The sequence below is a fragment of the Pseudomonas putida NBRC 14164 genome (assembly GCF_000412675.1).
GTDB classification, from domain to species: domain Bacteria; phylum Pseudomonadota; class Gammaproteobacteria; order Pseudomonadales; family Pseudomonadaceae; genus Aquipseudomonas; species Aquipseudomonas putida.
Window position 1 is genome coordinate 5893391 of record NC_021505.1, and the last position, 16157, is coordinate 5909547.

15 protein-coding genes are annotated in these 16157 nt (G+C 63.4%); 4 read left to right on the top strand and 11 right to left on the bottom strand.

Going from position 1 to position 16157, the window contains the following annotated elements; all coding sequences use genetic code 11:
• Nucleotides 1-16: 16 nt before the first annotated feature.
• Nucleotides 17-886: a LysR family transcriptional regulator gene (locus PP4_RS26215; protein ID WP_016502099.1), complete on the bottom strand. Its 870-nt coding sequence runs from the start codon at nt 884-886 to the stop codon at nt 17-19.
• Between the two features lie 9 nt (nt 887-895).
• The gene (locus PP4_RS26220) at nt 896-3148 is read right to left on the bottom strand and encodes a heavy metal translocating P-type ATPase (protein WP_016502100.1); all 2253 of its coding nucleotides are present in this window, start codon (nt 3146-3148) and stop codon (nt 896-898) included.
• A gap of 83 nt (nt 3149-3231) precedes the next feature.
• Here PP4_RS26220 and cadR point away from each other — a divergent pair, with 83 nt between their 5' ends.
• On the top strand, nt 3232-3675 hold the full coding sequence (gene cadR / locus PP4_RS26225) for a cadmium resistance transcriptional regulator CadR (protein ID WP_016502101.1): 444 nt from the start codon (nt 3232-3234) through the stop codon (nt 3673-3675).
• Between the two features lie 123 nt (nt 3676-3798).
• Here cadR and PP4_RS26230 read toward each other — a convergent pair whose 3' ends face one another.
• From PP4_RS26230 to PP4_RS26240, 3 genes are read right to left on the bottom strand one after another with little or no spacing between them, the layout of a single operon-like run.
• Nucleotides 3799-4770, bottom strand: a complete 972-nt coding sequence (locus PP4_RS26230; RefSeq protein ID WP_016502102.1) for a thymidylate synthase — start codon at nt 4768-4770, stop codon at nt 3799-3801.
• A gap of 48 nt (nt 4771-4818) precedes the next feature.
• Complete coding sequence (gene lgt, locus PP4_RS26235; RefSeq protein WP_016502103.1) at nt 4819-5628, bottom strand: prolipoprotein diacylglyceryl transferase; 810 nt, start codon at nt 5626-5628, stop codon at nt 4819-4821.
• A 16-nt stretch (nt 5629-5644) separates the two neighbouring features.
• Complete coding sequence (locus PP4_RS26240) at nt 5645-6427, bottom strand: sulfite exporter TauE/SafE family protein (protein WP_016502104.1); 783 nt, start codon at nt 6425-6427, stop codon at nt 5645-5647.
• A gap of 129 nt (nt 6428-6556) precedes the next feature.
• On the opposite strand from PP4_RS26240, the gene PP4_RS26245 reads away from it, so the two are divergent.
• The gene (locus PP4_RS26245) at nt 6557-7303 is read left to right on the top strand and encodes an NRDE family protein (RefSeq protein ID WP_016502105.1); all 747 of its coding nucleotides are present in this window, start codon (nt 6557-6559) and stop codon (nt 7301-7303) included.
• Between the two features lie 72 nt (nt 7304-7375).
• Here PP4_RS26245 and ptsP read toward each other — a convergent pair whose 3' ends face one another.
• On the bottom strand, nt 7376-9655 hold the full coding sequence (gene ptsP / locus PP4_RS26250; protein WP_016502106.1) for a phosphoenolpyruvate--protein phosphotransferase: 2280 nt from the start codon (nt 9653-9655) through the stop codon (nt 7376-7378).
• A gap of 22 nt (nt 9656-9677) precedes the next feature.
• Nucleotides 9678-10157 carry an RNA pyrophosphohydrolase gene (locus tag PP4_RS26255; protein WP_003249017.1) on the bottom strand — a complete coding sequence of 160 codons (480 nt, stop codon included), beginning with the start codon at nt 10155-10157 and terminating at the stop codon, nt 9678-9680.
• A 140-nt stretch (nt 10158-10297) separates the two neighbouring features.
• On the opposite strand from PP4_RS26255, the gene PP4_RS26260 reads away from it, so the two are divergent.
• Complete coding sequence (locus tag PP4_RS26260) at nt 10298-10954, top strand: histidinol-phosphatase (RefSeq protein ID WP_016502107.1); 657 nt, start codon at nt 10298-10300, stop codon at nt 10952-10954.
• Nucleotides 10955-11065: 111 nt separating this feature from the next.
• Here the strand turns inward: PP4_RS26260 and PP4_RS26265 are convergent, their stop codons facing one another.
• Both PP4_RS26265 and ilvA read right to left on the bottom strand, forming a co-directional pair.
• Complete coding sequence (locus PP4_RS26265) at nt 11066-11491, bottom strand: DUF2269 domain-containing protein (RefSeq protein ID WP_016502108.1); 426 nt, start codon at nt 11489-11491, stop codon at nt 11066-11068.
• 149 nt (nt 11492-11640) lie between these two features.
• A complete protein-coding gene (gene ilvA, locus PP4_RS26270; RefSeq protein ID WP_016502109.1) occupies nt 11641-13155 on the bottom strand; it encodes a threonine ammonia-lyase, biosynthetic in 1515 nt (504 codons plus the stop codon).
• A 135-nt stretch (nt 13156-13290) separates the two neighbouring features.
• Between ilvA and rpiA the strand changes: the two genes are divergently transcribed.
• Nucleotides 13291-13965, top strand: a complete 675-nt coding sequence (gene rpiA, locus PP4_RS26275) for a ribose-5-phosphate isomerase RpiA (RefSeq protein ID WP_016502110.1) — start codon at nt 13291-13293, stop codon at nt 13963-13965.
• A gap of 117 nt (nt 13966-14082) precedes the next feature.
• Here rpiA and PP4_RS26280 read toward each other — a convergent pair whose 3' ends face one another.
• Both PP4_RS26280 and PP4_RS26285 read right to left on the bottom strand, forming a co-directional pair.
• Nucleotides 14083-14985: an SdiA-regulated domain-containing protein gene (locus tag PP4_RS26280; protein ID WP_016502111.1), complete on the bottom strand. Its 903-nt coding sequence runs from the start codon at nt 14983-14985 to the stop codon at nt 14083-14085.
• 89 nt (nt 14986-15074) lie between these two features.
• Nucleotides 15075-15995: an SdiA-regulated domain-containing protein gene (locus tag PP4_RS26285; protein WP_016502112.1), complete on the bottom strand. Its 921-nt coding sequence runs from the start codon at nt 15993-15995 to the stop codon at nt 15075-15077.
• Between the last annotated feature and the right edge of the window lie 162 nt (nt 15996-16157).

Consider the following 16157-nt stretch of genomic DNA (forward strand, 5'->3'; position numbering starts at 1 on the left):
AGAAGCCAACACAGGTCTAGAAATGCGAACCGGCCACTTCTTGCGCTACACCCATGAACGCGGCCGGCAACCTGGCCTGGCGCCGTTCCTTCAGGCAATACAGGTACTCATGCATCACCGGCGCATTCTCCAGCACGAGCACCCGCAGTTCGGGGTTGTGCGGCACCTCATGGCGGGCAATCACGCTGATGCCGATGTTGCGCAGCACCGCCTCGCGGATCGACTCGCGGCTGCCGATTTCCAGCAAGGCCCCGGCCGTCACCCCGGCCTCCTGCATCATCTGCTCGGTCAGCTTGCGCGTGGTCGAGCCCTTCTCCCGCATCAACAGGCAATGCCCGGCCACCACATCGATGGACACCGTCTGGCGGTGGGCCAATGGGTGGTTGCGGTGCACCGCCACCACCAGCGGATCGGTGCCCAGCACCCGTCGCACCAGCCGGGCGTCCTCCAGCAGCTGCGACGAAGCGGCGATATCCACCCGGTAGTCTTCGAGCATTTCCAGCACCTGCTGCGAGTTGCCGATCTCCACCGCTACATCCACCTGCGGCAAGCGCTCGCGGTAGATCTTCACCAGGTCGAGAATGTAGTAAGGCGCTGTGGCGGCGATGCGCAAACTGCCTTGGGCCTGGCCGCTGTTGCGCAGCTCGAACTCGATGTCGGCCTCCTGTTGCAACAGCGCCTTGACCATCGGCAGCAGTCGCACGCCCTCTTCGCTCAACACCAGGCGCCGCCCGCCACGGTAGAACAGCTCGACCGTGTAGTGGCTTTCCAGGTTGCGGATCTGCGTGGTCACCGTGGGCTGGCTGAGCCCGAGCTTCTTTGCCGCCAGGGTGATGCTGCCCAGGCGGGCCACCATGTAAAAGGCTTTAAGCTCCGAACTCAGCATGCACGTCCTCTATTTGCGCAAAAGGCGCAAGCCGTTGAACACCACCAGCAGGCTCACGCCCATGTCGGCGAACACTGCCATCCACAGGGTGGCCATGCCGGCAAAGGTAATCGCCAGGAATATCGCCTTGACGCCCAACGCCAGAACGATGTTCTGCATGAGGATCGCCGCACTTTGGCGCGACAGCCTGACGAAGGCCGGGATTTTCCGCAAGTCGTCGTCCATCAGTGCCACATCGGCGGTTTCAATGGCGGTGTCGGTGCCGGCAGCGGCCATGGCAAAACCGATCTCGGCACGGGCCAGGGCCGGGGCGTCGTTGATGCCGTCACCGACCATGCCCACCCGATGGCCCTGTGCGTACAAGGCTTCGATGGTTTTCAGTTTGTCGGCAGGCAGCAGGTTGCCCTCCGCGCGGTCGATACCCACCACGGCGGCGATGGCCTGCGCGGTATGCGGATTATCACCGGTCAGCATGACAGTCTTGATGCCCAGCTCATGCAGCTCGGCAATGGCCTGGCGGCTGCTGTCCTTGACCGTATCGGCCACTGCGAAAAGGGCTAGCGGGCCACTGCGGTCAAGCAGCAGGACCACGGTCTTGCCCTGGCGCTCCAGCGCATCCAGCTGGGCTTCCAGCTCGGGTGAGCACAGCCCCAGTTCTTCCACCAGACGGTGGTTGCCCAGGTGGTAGACCTCGCCAGCGATGGTGCCACGCACGCCGCGCCCGGCCAGGGCAGCGAAGTCATCGACCTCGCTCAAGGCCAGGCCTTGCTCCCTGCCGAACTGGGCAATGGCGCGGGAAACCGGGTGGTCCGAACGTTCGCCCAAGCTGGCAGCCAGGGCTTGCGCACGGCCTTCAAACACCGGCTCCAGTACTTTGGCGTCGGTCTGTACCGGCTTGCCGTGGGTGATGGTGCCGGTCTTGTCCAGGGCCAGGTAATCCAGGTGGCGGCCGCCTTCCAGGTACACACCGCCCTTGATCAGGATGCCTTTGCGCGCAGCAGCGGCCAGCCCGCTGACGATGGTCACCGGGGTCGAGATGACCAGGGCGCACGGGCACGCGACCACCAGCAGCACCAAGGCGCGGTACACCCAGTCGAACCAGCTTGCGGCCATGAACAGCGGCGGGATCACCGCCACGGCCAGGGCGATGGCAAACACCACCGGGGTATAGATACGCGAAAACTGGTCGACGAAGCGCTGGGTAGGCGCCCGCGCGCCTTGTGCTTCCTCCACGGCCTTGATGATCCGCGCCAGGGTCGATTGGCCCGCGCCAGCGGTAACGCGAAACTCCAGCGCACCCGCCTGGTTGATGGTGCCGGCGAACAGTTTGTCGCCTACGGCCTTCTCCACAGGCAAGCTTTCGCCGGTGATCGGCGCCTGATCGACGCTGGATTGCCCACTGCTCACTTCGCCATCCAGGCCGATGCGCTCGCCGGGGCGCACCCGCACCAACGCGCCGATGGCCACTTCGCGCACATCCACTTCGCGCCATTGGCCATCTGCCTGCTGCACCGTGGCCATGTCCGGGGTCAGCTGCATCAGCCCGCTGATGGCATTGCGTGCGCGGTCCAGCGAGCGGGCTTCGATCAGCTCGGCAACAGTAAACAGCACCATCACCATGGCCGCTTCCGGCCACTGGCCGATCAGCACAGCACCGGTCACGGCGATGCTCATCAGCGCATTGATGTTGAGGTTGCGGTTTTTCAGGGCAATCCAGCCCTTCTTGTAGGTGCCCAGGCCGCAACCAAGAATGGCTGCCAGCGCCAATGCCGCCACCAGCCATTCCGGCGCCAGCGCGGCAAAGTGCACGATTTCGGCGGCGATGGCGGCAACACCCGACAATGCCAGCGGCCACCAGCGGGTCTTGGCCGGTTGGGGCGCGGCGGCGATACCGTCGCCTTCGGCACCAAGCGGCTCGGCCTTCATGCCCAGGCTGTCGATGGCACGCTCGATGTCGCTAGTACCGTCCAGGGTGTGGCGTACTCCAAGTACGCGGTTGATCAGGTTGAATTCCAGCTGCTCGATACCGGCCAGCTTGCCCAGCTTGTCCTGGATCAGGGTCTGCTCGGTCGGGCAGTCCATGGCGTCGATGCGGAAGCGGCTGAGCTGTGCCTGGGCACTGGCCGTTTCAGTCAGCTGCACCAGCGCCGGCGCGGCTTTGGCCCCGCAGCAGCTGTGGCCGTGGGCGGCGTGCCCATGGTCGTCATCGCCATGGGCGTGATCGTGCGGATGCTTGTGTTCGTGGCTGACAGGCTGGTTCATGGGGTCGTCCTTAAAGTGAGCCTGTTGCCAAGTGAACACCCTGTAGCCACTATAGGGTCAAGCCACTTGCTGGAGATTTCGTGATGAAGATCGGAGAACTGGCCAAAGCCACCGACTGCGCGGTGGAAACCATCCGCTACTACGAGCGTGAACACCTGCTGCCCGAGCCTGCCCGTACAGAAGGCAACTACCGGCTGTATACCCAGGCCCACGTGGAACGGCTGACCTTCATCCGCAACTGCCGCACCCTGGACATGACCCTGGAAGAAATCCGCAGCCTGCTTCGCCTGCGCGACAGCCCCGACGACTCGTGCGGCAGCGTCAATGCGCTGATCGACGAACATATCGAGCATGTGCAGGCGCGGATCGATGGCTTGGTGGCATTGCAAGAGCAGCTGGTGGAACTGCGGCGGCGCTGCAGCGCGCAGGGGAGCGAATGCGCGATCTTGCAGCAACTGGAGACGAACGGGGCGGTATCGGTGCCGGACACCGAGCATTCGCATGTGGGGCGCAGTCACGGGCATTGAGCCAAAAGCTTCGCGGGCACGCCCGCTCCCACAGGGACCGCACAGGGCCTGGCATTCAGTAGTACTTGTGGGAGCTGGCTTGCCGGCGAAAGGGGCGCAAAGCGCCCCCGGAAATCTAGAAAATCACACCGCCATCGGCGCTGTCATCGGCGCATGGTGCTCATAGCCTTCCAGCCAGAAATCACTCGGCTCGATCTTCTCCAGCCACTCCGGCTCATACTTGCCCGTCTCGGCAAACGCCGGCACGCGGTCGCTGATCACCAGCTTCGGCGCTTCCAGCGGCTCGCGCTTGAGCTGCTCGTTCAGCATGTCCAGGTGGTTTTCATACACATGGGCATCGCCGATGAAGTAGGTGAACCAGCGTGGGGTGTAACCGGTCAGGCGGCCGAACAGCGACAGCAGCGCCGCGCCTTCGGTGAGGTTGAACGGTGTGCCCAGGCCCAGGTCGTTGGAGCGGATGTAAAGGGTCAGGGAAATTTCCTTGGTCTCTACATTCGGGTGGAACTGGTACAGCAGGTGACACGGCGGCAGGGCCATCTCGTCCAGCTGCGCGCAGTTCCAGCCGTGGAACAGGATGCGGCGGCTGCCCGGGTCGTTGGCGATGGTGTCCAGGCACTGGCGCACCTGGTCGATGGCCTTGTACAGGACCACGAACGCCTGGCCGTCTTCTTCGTCCTGGGCAATACGGCGGAAGCCGGCCTTCTCGGCCATTTCGACAGCGGCCGGGTTGCTAAGCGGGATGCGCTTGTAGCCCGGCCACTGGCGCCATTGCACGCCATAGATCTCGCCCAGGTCGTCATGGCCCTGGCGGAACGGGTTGGCCAGCCACTGGGCGTTTTCGTTGGCGTTCTGGTCCCAGACCTTGCAGCCCAGCTCACGGAATTCACCGGCGTTTTTCACGCCCCGCAGGAAGCCGACCATCTCGCCGATCGCCGACTTGAACGCCAGCTTGCGCGTGGTGATGGCCGGGAAGCCCTTCTGCAGGTCGAAGCGCAGCATGGCGCCCGGCATGCTGATGGTACGGATGCCGGTGCGGTTGCCTTGCAACGTACCGTTCTCGATGACTTCACGGACCAGATCTAGATACTGTTTCATGACTTTCCTGTAACAAGAACGGCAGGGGGATCGCCCCTGCCGTGAAAATCATACGGCTGGTTTTGCCGTAGGTTTGCGGTTGTAGGCCAACCAGATCAAGAAGATGCCGCCGACGATCATCGGCAAGCAAAGCAACTGACCCATGGTCAACCAGCCGAAGGCAATGTAGCCAAGCTGGGCATCAGGCACCCGCACAAACTCCACGATAAAGCGGAAAATGCCGTAGAACAGCGCGAACATGCCGGAAACGGCCATGGTCGGGCGCGGTTTGCGCGAGTACAACCAGAGAATCACGAATAATGCCACACCTTCCAGGGCAAACTGGTACAGCTGCGACGGATGACGGGGCAACTGGGCAGGGTCGCTGAAAGGCGGGAACACCATCGCCCACGGCACGTCGGTCGCCTTGCCCCACAGCTCGGCGTTGATAAAGTTGCCAATACGCCCGGCACCCAGGCCGATCGGCACCAGCGGGGCAACGAAGTCCATCAGCTCGAAGAACGACTTGTTGTTGCGCTTGCCGAACCACAAGGCCGCCAGCATCACGCCAATGAAGCCGCCGTGGAACGACATGCCGCCCTTCCACACCTCGAAGATCAGTGTCGGGTTGGCCAGGTAGGCATGCAGGTCGTAGAACAGCACGTAACCCAGGCGGCCACCGACGATCACCCCCATCGACAACCAGAACACCAGGTCGGAAAGCTTCTCGCGGCTCCAGGTGGGGTCAAAGCGGTTCAACCGGCGCGAAGCCAGCAGCCAGGCGCCGCCGATGCCGATCAGGTACATCAGCCCGTACCAATGGATTTTCAGCGGCCCGATGGCCAGGGCCACGGGGTCTATCTGCGGGTAAGGCAGCATGGAACTTCCTCTCGATTCAAATCAAAAAGCTGAGGCCGACACAGAACAGCAGCGCTGCGAACAGGCGTTTCAACAAACGGGGCGACAGCTTGTGCGCCAGACGCGCGCCAAAGCGGGCGAAAAACATGCTGGTCACGGCAATGCCGACCATCGCCGGCAGGTACACGTAACCCAGGCTGTGGGCCGGCAGGTGCTCCTCGTGCCAACCCAGCAGCATGAAGCTCAGGGCACTGGCCACGGCAATCGGCAGGCCACAGGCCGAGGACGTGGCCACCGCCTGCTGCATGGGCAGGCTGCGCCAGGTCAGGAACGGCACAGTCAGCGAACCACCGCCGATGCCGAAAATGGCCGAGGCCCAGCCAATTACCCCACCGGCCCCGATCAAGGCGGGTTTGCCCGGGATGCCGCGGCTCGCCTTGGGTTTGAGGTCCAGGGCCATCTGCGCGGCGATAACCAGGGCGAACACGCCGATGATCTTCTGCAGCAGCGGGCCCTGGATCAGCGAGGCGGTCTTGGCACCGACACCGGCCCCCAGCAGGATGCCGAGGGTCATCCAGGCGAAGATCGGCCATTGCACCGCGCCCTTGCGGTGGTGCTCAAGCACGGCGTTGATCGACGTGAACACGATGGTTGCCAGCGATGTGCCGACCGCCAGGTGGGTCAGCACCGAGGCGTCGAAGCCCTGCAAGGTGAAGCTGAACACCAGCACCGGCACGATGATGATGCCACCGCCCACGCCGAACAGCCCGGCCAGCACACCGGCACAGGCGCCCAACAGCAGATAGAGCACGAATTCCATTCGGCTTCCCCGAAAAATCAATCCGGCATGGTAACGGAAGCCGGCCTCGGGGCTCTAGTGAACTCTGTGTCAGGATGGATCGGCCACGCCGCTGTGGGTACAGTGGCAGAAAACACAGAGGCCAAACCGATGTGCCTGATCGTATTTGCTTGGCGGCCGGGGCATGCCCTGCCGCTGATCGTCGCGGCCAACCGCGACGAGTTCTATGCCCGCCCCACTCAACCCTTGGCGGCCTGGGAAGATGCGCCCGGGGTGCATGCCGGGCGCGACCTGGAGGCCGGTGGCACATGGCTGGGCGTGGGGCCGCAGGGGCGGTTTGCGGCGCTGACCAATATCCGCGACCCGGGCCAGGCACTGGGGCCGCGCTCGCGGGGTGAACTGGTGGCGGCGTACCTGCAGGGTGAGCTTGGGGTCGAGGCTTACCTGGACCAGGTAGCCAGCCGCAGCGGGCAGTATTCGAGCTTCAACCTGCTGGTGGGTGATGCGCGGCAGCTGGGTTATCTGCATGCCCGTGACGCTACGCCCTGCCTGCTGGACGCCGGGGTGTACGGGTTATCCAACGCCGGGCTGGATACCCCGTGGCCGAAGCTGGTGAAGGCACGTAGCGGGCTGGAGGGCCTGCTGGAAACGCCAGACCCGCGCCGGTTGCTGGATTTGCTGGCCGATAACGAGCCGGCAGCTGATGGTGACCTGCCCGAGACAGGCGTGGGGCTGGCGACCGAGAAACTGCTGTCGAGCGTATTCATCGCCAGCCAGAACTACGGGACCCGGGCGAGTACGGTGCTGATCGTGGATGATCAGGGACAAAGGCGGCTGATCGAGCGCAGTTTCGGGCCCTTTGGTGGGCATTTGGGTGAGGTTGAAGTGCTGGTCTGATCATTTGATGCTGCCTGTGCCGGCCTCTTCGCGGGCAAGCCCGCGAAGAGGCCGGAACCGGCAACCTTGATTTCAGAGGGTTTTGTTGGCCCCTGGGCCGATCATCCGCGCCAACCCGAGGTTTTTAAGGGCCAGCTGCAACGAGCTGTGGATAACTTGCGGGTTGTCATGGCTCAGGGCCTCGGCCAGCAGTTCCTTGGCCTTGCTCATGTTCACCTGGCGCAGCATCCACTTCACCTTCGGCAGGTTGGTGGCGTTCATCGACAAGCTGTCGAAGCCCATGGCCATCAGCAGGATCGCCGCCGCCGGGTCACCGGCCATCTCACCGCAGATGCTCACTGGCTTGCCTTCACCATGGGCATCGCGCACCACCGTGCTCAAGGCTTGCAGCACCGCCGGGTGCAGGTAGTCGTACAGGTCGGCAACCCGCGGGTTGTTGCGGTCCACCGCCAGCAGGTACTGGGTCAGGTCGTTGGAGCCGACCGACAGGAAATCCACCTGCCGCGCCAGTTCCTTGGTCTGGTACACCGCCGCAGGTATTTCCACCATCACGCCCACCGGCGGCATCGGCACATCGGTGCCTTCGTCACGCACCTCGCCCCAGGCGCGGTGGATCAGGTGCAGCGCTTCTTCCAGCTCGTGGATGCCGGAAATCATCGGCAGCAGGATGCGCAGGTTGTTCAGGCCCTCGCTGGCCTTGAGCATGGCGCGAGTCTGCACCAGGAAGATTTCCGGGTGGTCGAGGGTGACGCGGATGCCGCGCCAGCCCAGGAAGGGGTTTTCTTCCTTGATCGGGAAGTACGAAAGCGCCTTGTCACCGCCGATGTCGAGGGTACGCATGGTGACCGGCAGCGGGTGGAAGGCCGCCAACTGCTCACGGTAGATGGCCAGCTGCTCTTTCTCGCTGGGGAAGCGCTGGTTGATCATGAACGGCACTTCGGTGCGGTACAGGCCTACCCCTTCGGCGCCGCGCTGCTGGGCACGGGCCACGTCGGCCAGCAAGCCGGTGTTGACCCACAGCGGCATGCGGTGGCCGTCGGGGGTGACGCATGGCAGTTCGCGCAGGGCGTCCAGGCCCTGGGCCAGCTGGCGCTCTTCCTCGACCACTTCGCTGTACTGCTTGCGCAGCACTTCGCTGGGGTTGGTGAACACCTCGCCCTTGTAGCCGTCGACAATCAGTTCGATACCGTCGACCTTGGAGTACGGCAGGTCGACCAGACCCATCACCGTGGGGATGCCCATGGCGCGAGCAAGGATGGCGACGTGGGAGTTGCCCGAACCCAGTACCGAGACCAGGCCCACCAGCTTGCCTTCCGGCACTTCGCCGAGCATGGCCGGTGTCAGCTCTTCACTGACCAGAATGGTGTTGTCGGCATACACCAGCGACTGCGAGCGGGCTTCCTGCAGGTAGGCCAGCAGGCGCCGGCCAAGGTCCTTGACGTCGGAGGCGCGCTCGCGCAGGTAGTCATCGTCCATCAGCTCGAAGCGGCTGACGTGCTCGCCAACCACCTGGCGCAGGGCGCCCTGTGCCCACTGGCCGGTCTTGATGACTTCGGTCACCTCGCCGCCCAGGGCTGCATCTTCGAGCATCATCAGGTACACATCGAACAACGCGCGCTCTTCAGGGCGCAGCTGGGTGGCCAGCTTGGCCGACAGCTTGCGCATGTCGTCGCGCACGCCTTCAAGGGCGTTCTGGAACAGCTTGAGTTCGGCGTCGATGTCATCGACGGCCTTGTCCGGCACCACTTCCAGGTCGGCCGGCGGCAGCATCACCACCGCACGCCCCACGGCAGCGCCAGGCGAGCCTGGTACACCGACGAAGCGGGCCTCCTGGATACCCTTGCCCTGGCGGCCAAGGCCACGGATCGAGCCAGTGGCTTCGGCGTGGGCAATTACCCCGGCAAGCTGGGCGCTCATGGTGACCAGGAAGGCTTCTTCGCCCTCGTCGAACTGGCGGCGCTCCTTTTGCTGAATGACCAACACCCCGACCACGCGGCGGTGGTGAATGATCGGTGCACCCAGGAAGGAGGCGAATTTTTCTTCACCGGTTTCGGCAAAGTAGCGGTAACGCGGGTGGTCGGCGGCGTTTTCCAGGTTCAGCGGCTCTTCCCGGGTACCGACCAGGCCAACCAGGCCTTCGTTGGGGGCCATGCTGACCTTGCCGATGGAGCGCTTGTTCAGGCCTTCGGAAGCCATCAGCACGAAGCGGTTGGTTTCCGGGTCGAGCAGGTAGACCGAGCAGACCTGGCTGCCCATGGCCTCCTTGACGCGCAAGACAATGATCCCCAACGCCGACTTGAGATCTTTGGCGGAGTTTACTTCCTGGACGATCTTGCGCAGCGTATTGAGCATGGCTCGGGGTCGAACTCCGTCGTCAGTCGCGCGTCAGCAGACGCGGTGCTAGCTCTTTCAGGGCGCGTCGGTACACCTCGCGCTTGAATGTCACAACCTGGCCCAGCGGATACCAATAGCTCACCCAGCGCCAGCCGTCGAATTCCGGCTTGCCGGTCAGGTCCATCCGCACCCGCTGTTCATTGCTGACCAGCCGTAGCAGGAACCACTTCTGCTTCTGGCCGATGCACAGCGGCTGGCTGTGGGTACGTACCAGTCGCTGGGGTAAACGATAACGCAACCAACCGCGGGTGCAGGCAAGAATTTCCACATCATCGCGTTCAAGGCCAACTTCTTCGTTCAGCTCGCGGTACAGGGCATCTTCCGGCGTCTCGTCAGGGTTGATACCCCCCTGGGGAAACTGCCAGGCATCCTGGTTGATCCGGCGAGCCCATAGCACCTGCCCGGCATCATTCGTGAGAATGATCCCGACATTGGGGCGAAAACCATCCGGGTCGATCACGGCAGCAACCTCGCAAACGCATGTCACCGCATTGTTCCACAAAGCTTGCGAGCGCAGCAACGCGCCCGCCAAGCTTATGTGCAGCCGGGTGAAAACTCCGTATTCTGCGGGCCTACCTGTAGCTGATGCGAGTGACCGCAATGCGCCTGGCTTTATTCGACCTGGACAATACCCTCCTCGGTGGCGACAGCGACCATGCCTGGGGTGATTACCTTTGCGAGCGCGGCATTCTCGACCCGGTCGCCTACAAGCAACGCAACGATGGCTTCTACCAGGACTACCTCAACGGCACCCTGGACCTGCAGGCCTACCTGGCCTTTTCCATGGAGATCCTGGCGGCAACGCCTGTGGCCCAGCTCGACGAATGGCACCGCGACTTCATGCGCGACTGCATCGAGCCGATCATCCTGCCCAAGGCCCTGGCCTTGCTGCAGCAGCACCGCGAGGCGGGCGACCAGTTGGTGATCATCACCGCCACCAACCGTTTTGTGACCGCCCCGATTGCCCGGCGCCTCGGGGTTCGGGTACTGCTGGCAACCGAATGCGAGATGCACGACGGCCGCTATACCGGCCGCAGTACCGATATACCGTGTTTCCGTGAAGGCAAGGTGACACGGCTGGAACGCTGGATGCTGGAAAACGGCTTCGACCTGGAAGACAGCTACTTCTATAGCGACTCGATGAACGACCTGCCGCTGCTGCAACGGGTGACGCATGCGGTGGCGGTGGACCCGGACCCGAACCTGCGGGCCGAGGCCGAGAAGCGCGGGTGGCCGGTGGTTTCACTCAGGGATTGAGGGTTTCCCGCGCCGGCCTCTTCGCGGGCACGCCCGCTCCCACAGGAATCACCACAGGCCTTGAGGGCTGCGCTGTACCTGTGGGAGCGGGCGCGCCCGCGAAGAGGACTGTCAGACTGGCTTGGCGCCCATCAGCCCGGCAATGGACAGGAAGCAGACCCCGCTGAACACCGCCAGCGCCAGGGTAAACCGCAGCCCCACCACTTCGGCCTTGCGCAGCCGGTTCAGCCGTACCAGCAGCCACCACACGGCAAAGGCGCCGAAGGTATAGATGACGCTGGACGCCAGCACCCAGGCCTGCCCCAGTGGCCAGCCCACCAGGTGCACCAGCCACCAGCCGGTGAACGGCATGCTTACCAGGCACAGGCCCATCACCAGCCAGATGAATACCAGCGGCCGTCGCAACAGCTTGGCGTATGCTTCGGCATCGCCTTGGCGGCGAGCGCGCACCGTCCACACCGCCAGGCCCAGGGCGCCCAGAAACAGCAGTGCGGTGGCGATGATGTGCAGGGTCTTGAGGGTGGTCAGGTGTTCCATGTCTCGGTTGTCCTTGAATAGGCCATTATTGCGGTGGCTTCTTCGCGGGCTCGCCCGCTCCCCCAGAGTTATCACAGGCCTTGAGGCCTGCGCAGCACTTGTGGGAGCTGGCTTGCCGGCGATAGGGCCATCAGCCCTAGCTTAGCCGCTCAGCCCAGGAACAGCTTGTACGCCGGGTTTTCGGTTTCGTCCCAGTAGGGGTAGCCGATCTTGGCCAACGCGGCTGGCACCAGGTGGCGCTCGTCCTCCGGCACCTGCAAGCCCGCCACCACGCGCCCGTCAGCCGCGCCATGGTTGCGGTAATGGAACATCGAGATGTTCCAGCGCCCGCCCAGCTTATTGAGGAAGTTGAACAACGCCCCTGGCCGCTCGGGGAATTCGAAGCGCAACACCATTTCATCGCTGGCACCGGCCGAATGGCCGCCAACCATGTGACGAATGTGCAGTTTGGCCAGCTCGTTGTCGGTCAGGTCGGTAACCGGGAAGCCCTGCTCGGTCAGATGCTGCACCAGCGCCGCACGTGGGTCGTTTTCCGGGTGGGTCTGCACGCCAACGAAGATGTGCGCCTCGTCGGAGGTGTGCTTGCGGTAGTTGAATTCGGTGATCTGCCGCTTGCCGATAGCCTCGCAGAAGGCCTTGAAGCTGCCTGGGCGTTCCGGGATGGTCACGGCGATGATCGCTTCGCGCTTCTCACCCAGCTCGGCACGCTCGGCCACATGACGCAGGCGGTCGAAGTTGACGTTGGCGCCGGAGTCGATCGCCACCAGGGTTTGCCCGGTCACGCCGTACAGCTCGACGTACTTCTTGATGCCCGCAACGCCCAAGGCGCCGGCAGGTTCGGTGATCGAGCGGGTATCGTCATAGATATCCTTGATAGCTGCACAGATCTCGTCGGTACTGACCGTCACCACTTCATCCACATGGTGGCGGCAGATATCGAAGGTGTGCTGGCCGATCTGCGCCACCGCCACGCCGTCGGCAAACAACCCGACCTGTGGCAGCACCACGCGCTCACCGGCTGCCATGGCCGCCTGCAGGCAGTTGGAGTCGTCGGGCTCGACACCAATCACCTTGATTTCCGGGCGCAGGTACTTCACATAGGCGGCAATGCCGGCGATCAGGCCACCACCGCCCACGGGCACGAAGATCGCGTCGAGCTGGCCAGGGTGCTGGCGCAGGATTTCCATGGCCACGGTACCCTGCCCGGCAATGGTGTGCGGGTCGTCATAAGGGTGGACATAGACAAAGCCCTTCTCGTCGACCAGTTTCAGCGAATAAGCCAGCGCTTCTGGGAACGAGTCGCCATGCAGCACTACCTTGCCACCGCGCGAGCGCACGCCTTCGATCTTGATCTCCGGGGTGGTCTTGGGCATCACGATAGTGGCCTTGATGCCCATCTCGCGCGCAGCCAGGGCCAGGCCCTGGGCGTGGTTGCCAGCCGAGGCGGTGACCACGCCACGGGCCAGCTCTTCCGGGGTCAGCTGGGCCAGTTTGTTGTACGCCCCTCGAATCTTGAACGAGAACACCGGTTGCAGGTCTTCACGCTTGAGCAAAATCTGGTTGCCCAGGCGCTTGCTCAGCTGCCCGGCGCTCTGCAGCGGGGTTTCGACGGCAACGTCATAGACGCGCGAGGTGAGGATCTTCTTGACGTACTGTTCGAGCATCGGGAAAGCATCACTGGGCCGCGGGACGAGGGCTGCGAGTCTACCCCAGCGCTACGTCGGGCGACCACAGCAAAGCCGCCCAAGCCGTTATACTAGGCAACTTTGAAAACCGCCCTGCCCCTTTTCGGAGCCCGCATGACCCAGGACCAACTCAAACAGGCCGTCGCCCAGGCCGCTGTCGACTTCATTCTGCCCAAGCTGGATGAAAAGAGCGTCGTCGGCGTCGGTACCGGTTCGACTGCCAACTTCTTCATCGACGCCCTGGCTCAGCACAAGACTGCCTTCGACGGCGCAGTCGCCAGCTCCGAAGCCACCGCCCAGCGTCTGAAGGGCCATGGCATCCCGGTCTACGAGCTGAACAGTGTCAGCGAGCTGGAATTCTACGTGGACGGCGCCGACGAGAGCGACGCGCACCTGAACCTGATCAAGGGCGGCGGTGCGGCCCTGACCCGCGAGAAGATCGTCGCTGCTGTGGCCAAGACCTTCATCTGCATCGCCGACGGCAGCAAACTGGTGCCGGTACTGGGCGCTTTCCCGCTGCCGGTCGAAGTGATCCCGATGGCGCGCAGCCATGTGGCCCGTCAGCTGGTCAAGCTGGGCGGCGATCCGGTGTATCGCGAAGGCGTGGTCACCGACAACGGCAATGTAATCCTCGATGTGCACAACCTGCAGATCACCAACCCGGTGGAACTGGAAGCGCAGATCAACGCCATCGTCGGCGTGGTGACCAACGGCCTGTTCGCGGCGCGGCCGGCGGACTTGCTGTTGCTGGGTACCGCTGAGGGCGTCAAAAGCCTGAAGGCGGAGTAATCTTCGGCGAGGGCTTTGCCCTCGATTCGCAGCACAAGGCTGCTCCTACAGGGGGTACGCGATTTCCTGTAGGAGCAGCCTTGTGCTGCGAATGGGCTGCAAAGCAGCCCCACCTGCTCACTCCGCCGCCTGCTTGAACACATAGAACAGGTTAGGCTCACTGACCAGATAGATGGTCCCCGCCTCGTCCATCGCAATCCCCTCCGCCTGCGGCACCGTCGCCTGCAACCCCTGAAAGCCTTTGCGCAACGACAAGGTGCTCAGCGGCCGACCTTCAACATCCAGCTCCAGCACCAGGCGCGACTCGTCCGACAGCGCCAGCAAGTGCCCACTGCGCTCATCGAACTGCAAGCTCGACAGGTCCCGCACAAAAAGCCGTGAATCACGCTTGCGGTCCTGCACCACATGCACGGCGTAGGGCTTTTCCGGGTTGTCATGCGGGAAGCCATGCACCTCGTAGATCAGCATCGGGTCGCGTTCCTTTGCCACAAACAGGCGCTTGCCCGCCGAATCGTAGGCCAGGCCCTCGAAGCCCTTGTTGCCGTTCAGGCCAATGCCCAGGCTGAGCTGTTCGGCATCACCGGCATCGAGGAACATCGTGTCGTCTTCCAGCCGTACACGAATCAGCCGTTGTTGACGCTCGTCGGTGATCACGTAGCTGTTGGGCCCTACATACTCCACCGCTTCCGGGTCGCCGAAGCCAGTCAGCGGTATGCGGCGCAGGATGCGGCCGTCCAGCGACAACTCGATCAGTTCCGAGCGGGCGTTGGTGACGGTGAACAGGGTCTTGCGGTCAGGGTCGTAGGTCAGCGCGGAGATATCGTCATCCAGCCCCTCGACCGGCTGCGCCTCCACCACCACCCGGTAGCGGTCCAGGCCGATGCTCTGCCCGGCGGGCTGCCACCAGGTCTTCAGGTTGAACCAGCCACGCTCGAACAGGCGAAACTCCTGCCCGGCCCAGCCGAGCAGGAGCAGACCGATAACGGCCAGGGCAAGAAACAGGCGAACAAGAAGACGCATGGGGCAGACTCGACGTGGGGGTGGCGAATCTAACCATGTACAACTGAAATAAAGCTTAATGCCAGCATCAGAAACTTCGGATGTTGGGGTCAGTTCTTTCTGAAGCGATAAAACAGGGCCGGCTCGCTGACCATGTACAGGTTGCCCTTGTCGTCCATGGCTACACCTTCAGCGCGCGGAATGGTGTCTTCAAGCCCGTTGAAGCCGCCCAGCAAGGTCATGAAGCTGACTTGCTGGCCTTGCTCGTCCAGCTCCAGCAGCATGTTGGAGTCGGCCGAGAGCACCAGCAGGTGGCCGGTACGCGGGTCGACACCCAGTGCAGACAGGTTGCGCAGGTCGAGCTCTTCGCTAGGCAACGGCTGCTTCTGGCCCTTGAGCGGGCCGCGGCCATCGGTGTTCCAGGTGTACAGCCTGGGCGGGCGCTCCTCGCCGATGATCAGCCGCTGACGCAACGGGTCCCAGGCAATGGCCTCGAAGCCTTTGTTGCTTTTGACCGACGGGCCCAGGTCGTGGCTCTGGAAGTCGTCGTGGTTCAGCATCGTCGTCTGCGCATCCACCTTGACCACGGTCAGGTCATGCAGGCGCTCGTCGGTGATGGCCAGGTAGCCATCCTCCAGCACGGCGACGCCTTCCGGGTTGTTCCAGCCGTTGAGCGGGATCTTGCGCAGTACATCGCCCTCCAGGCTCAGCTCGACCAGTATCGGGTTCTTGCCCATGACCGCGAACAGAGTGCGGGTATGCGGGTTGAAGGCCAGGTCCGAGGCTTCGTCATCGTCCATACCCGGTAGCGGCTTGGCATCGATATCAACCTGATAGTCCGGCAGCCACACGCTTTCGCTGCGCTCGGCGGTGCTTTCGAGGCTTTCCTTCAGCCACAGCGCGCCGCGGTCATCCCAGTGCATGGCAACTGCGACGCCATAACCGATCACCGCCGCCACGGCCAGGCCGAACGGCCAGCGCAGGTAGAAGCGACGCTTGGGAGTTGCAGGGGCGCTGGAGGGTGATGGCATGCGGGTGTCCTGGGGAATGGGCGTAGGTCCGCGCATTATCCGGATAGGGTGTGAAAAAAGGGTAAACAGGTCCGGCGTCTTCGCGGGTAACCCCGCTCCCACAGGTTCAGCACAGTATTCAAGGCCTGTGCAGTACCTGTGGGAGCGGGCGAGCCTGCGAAG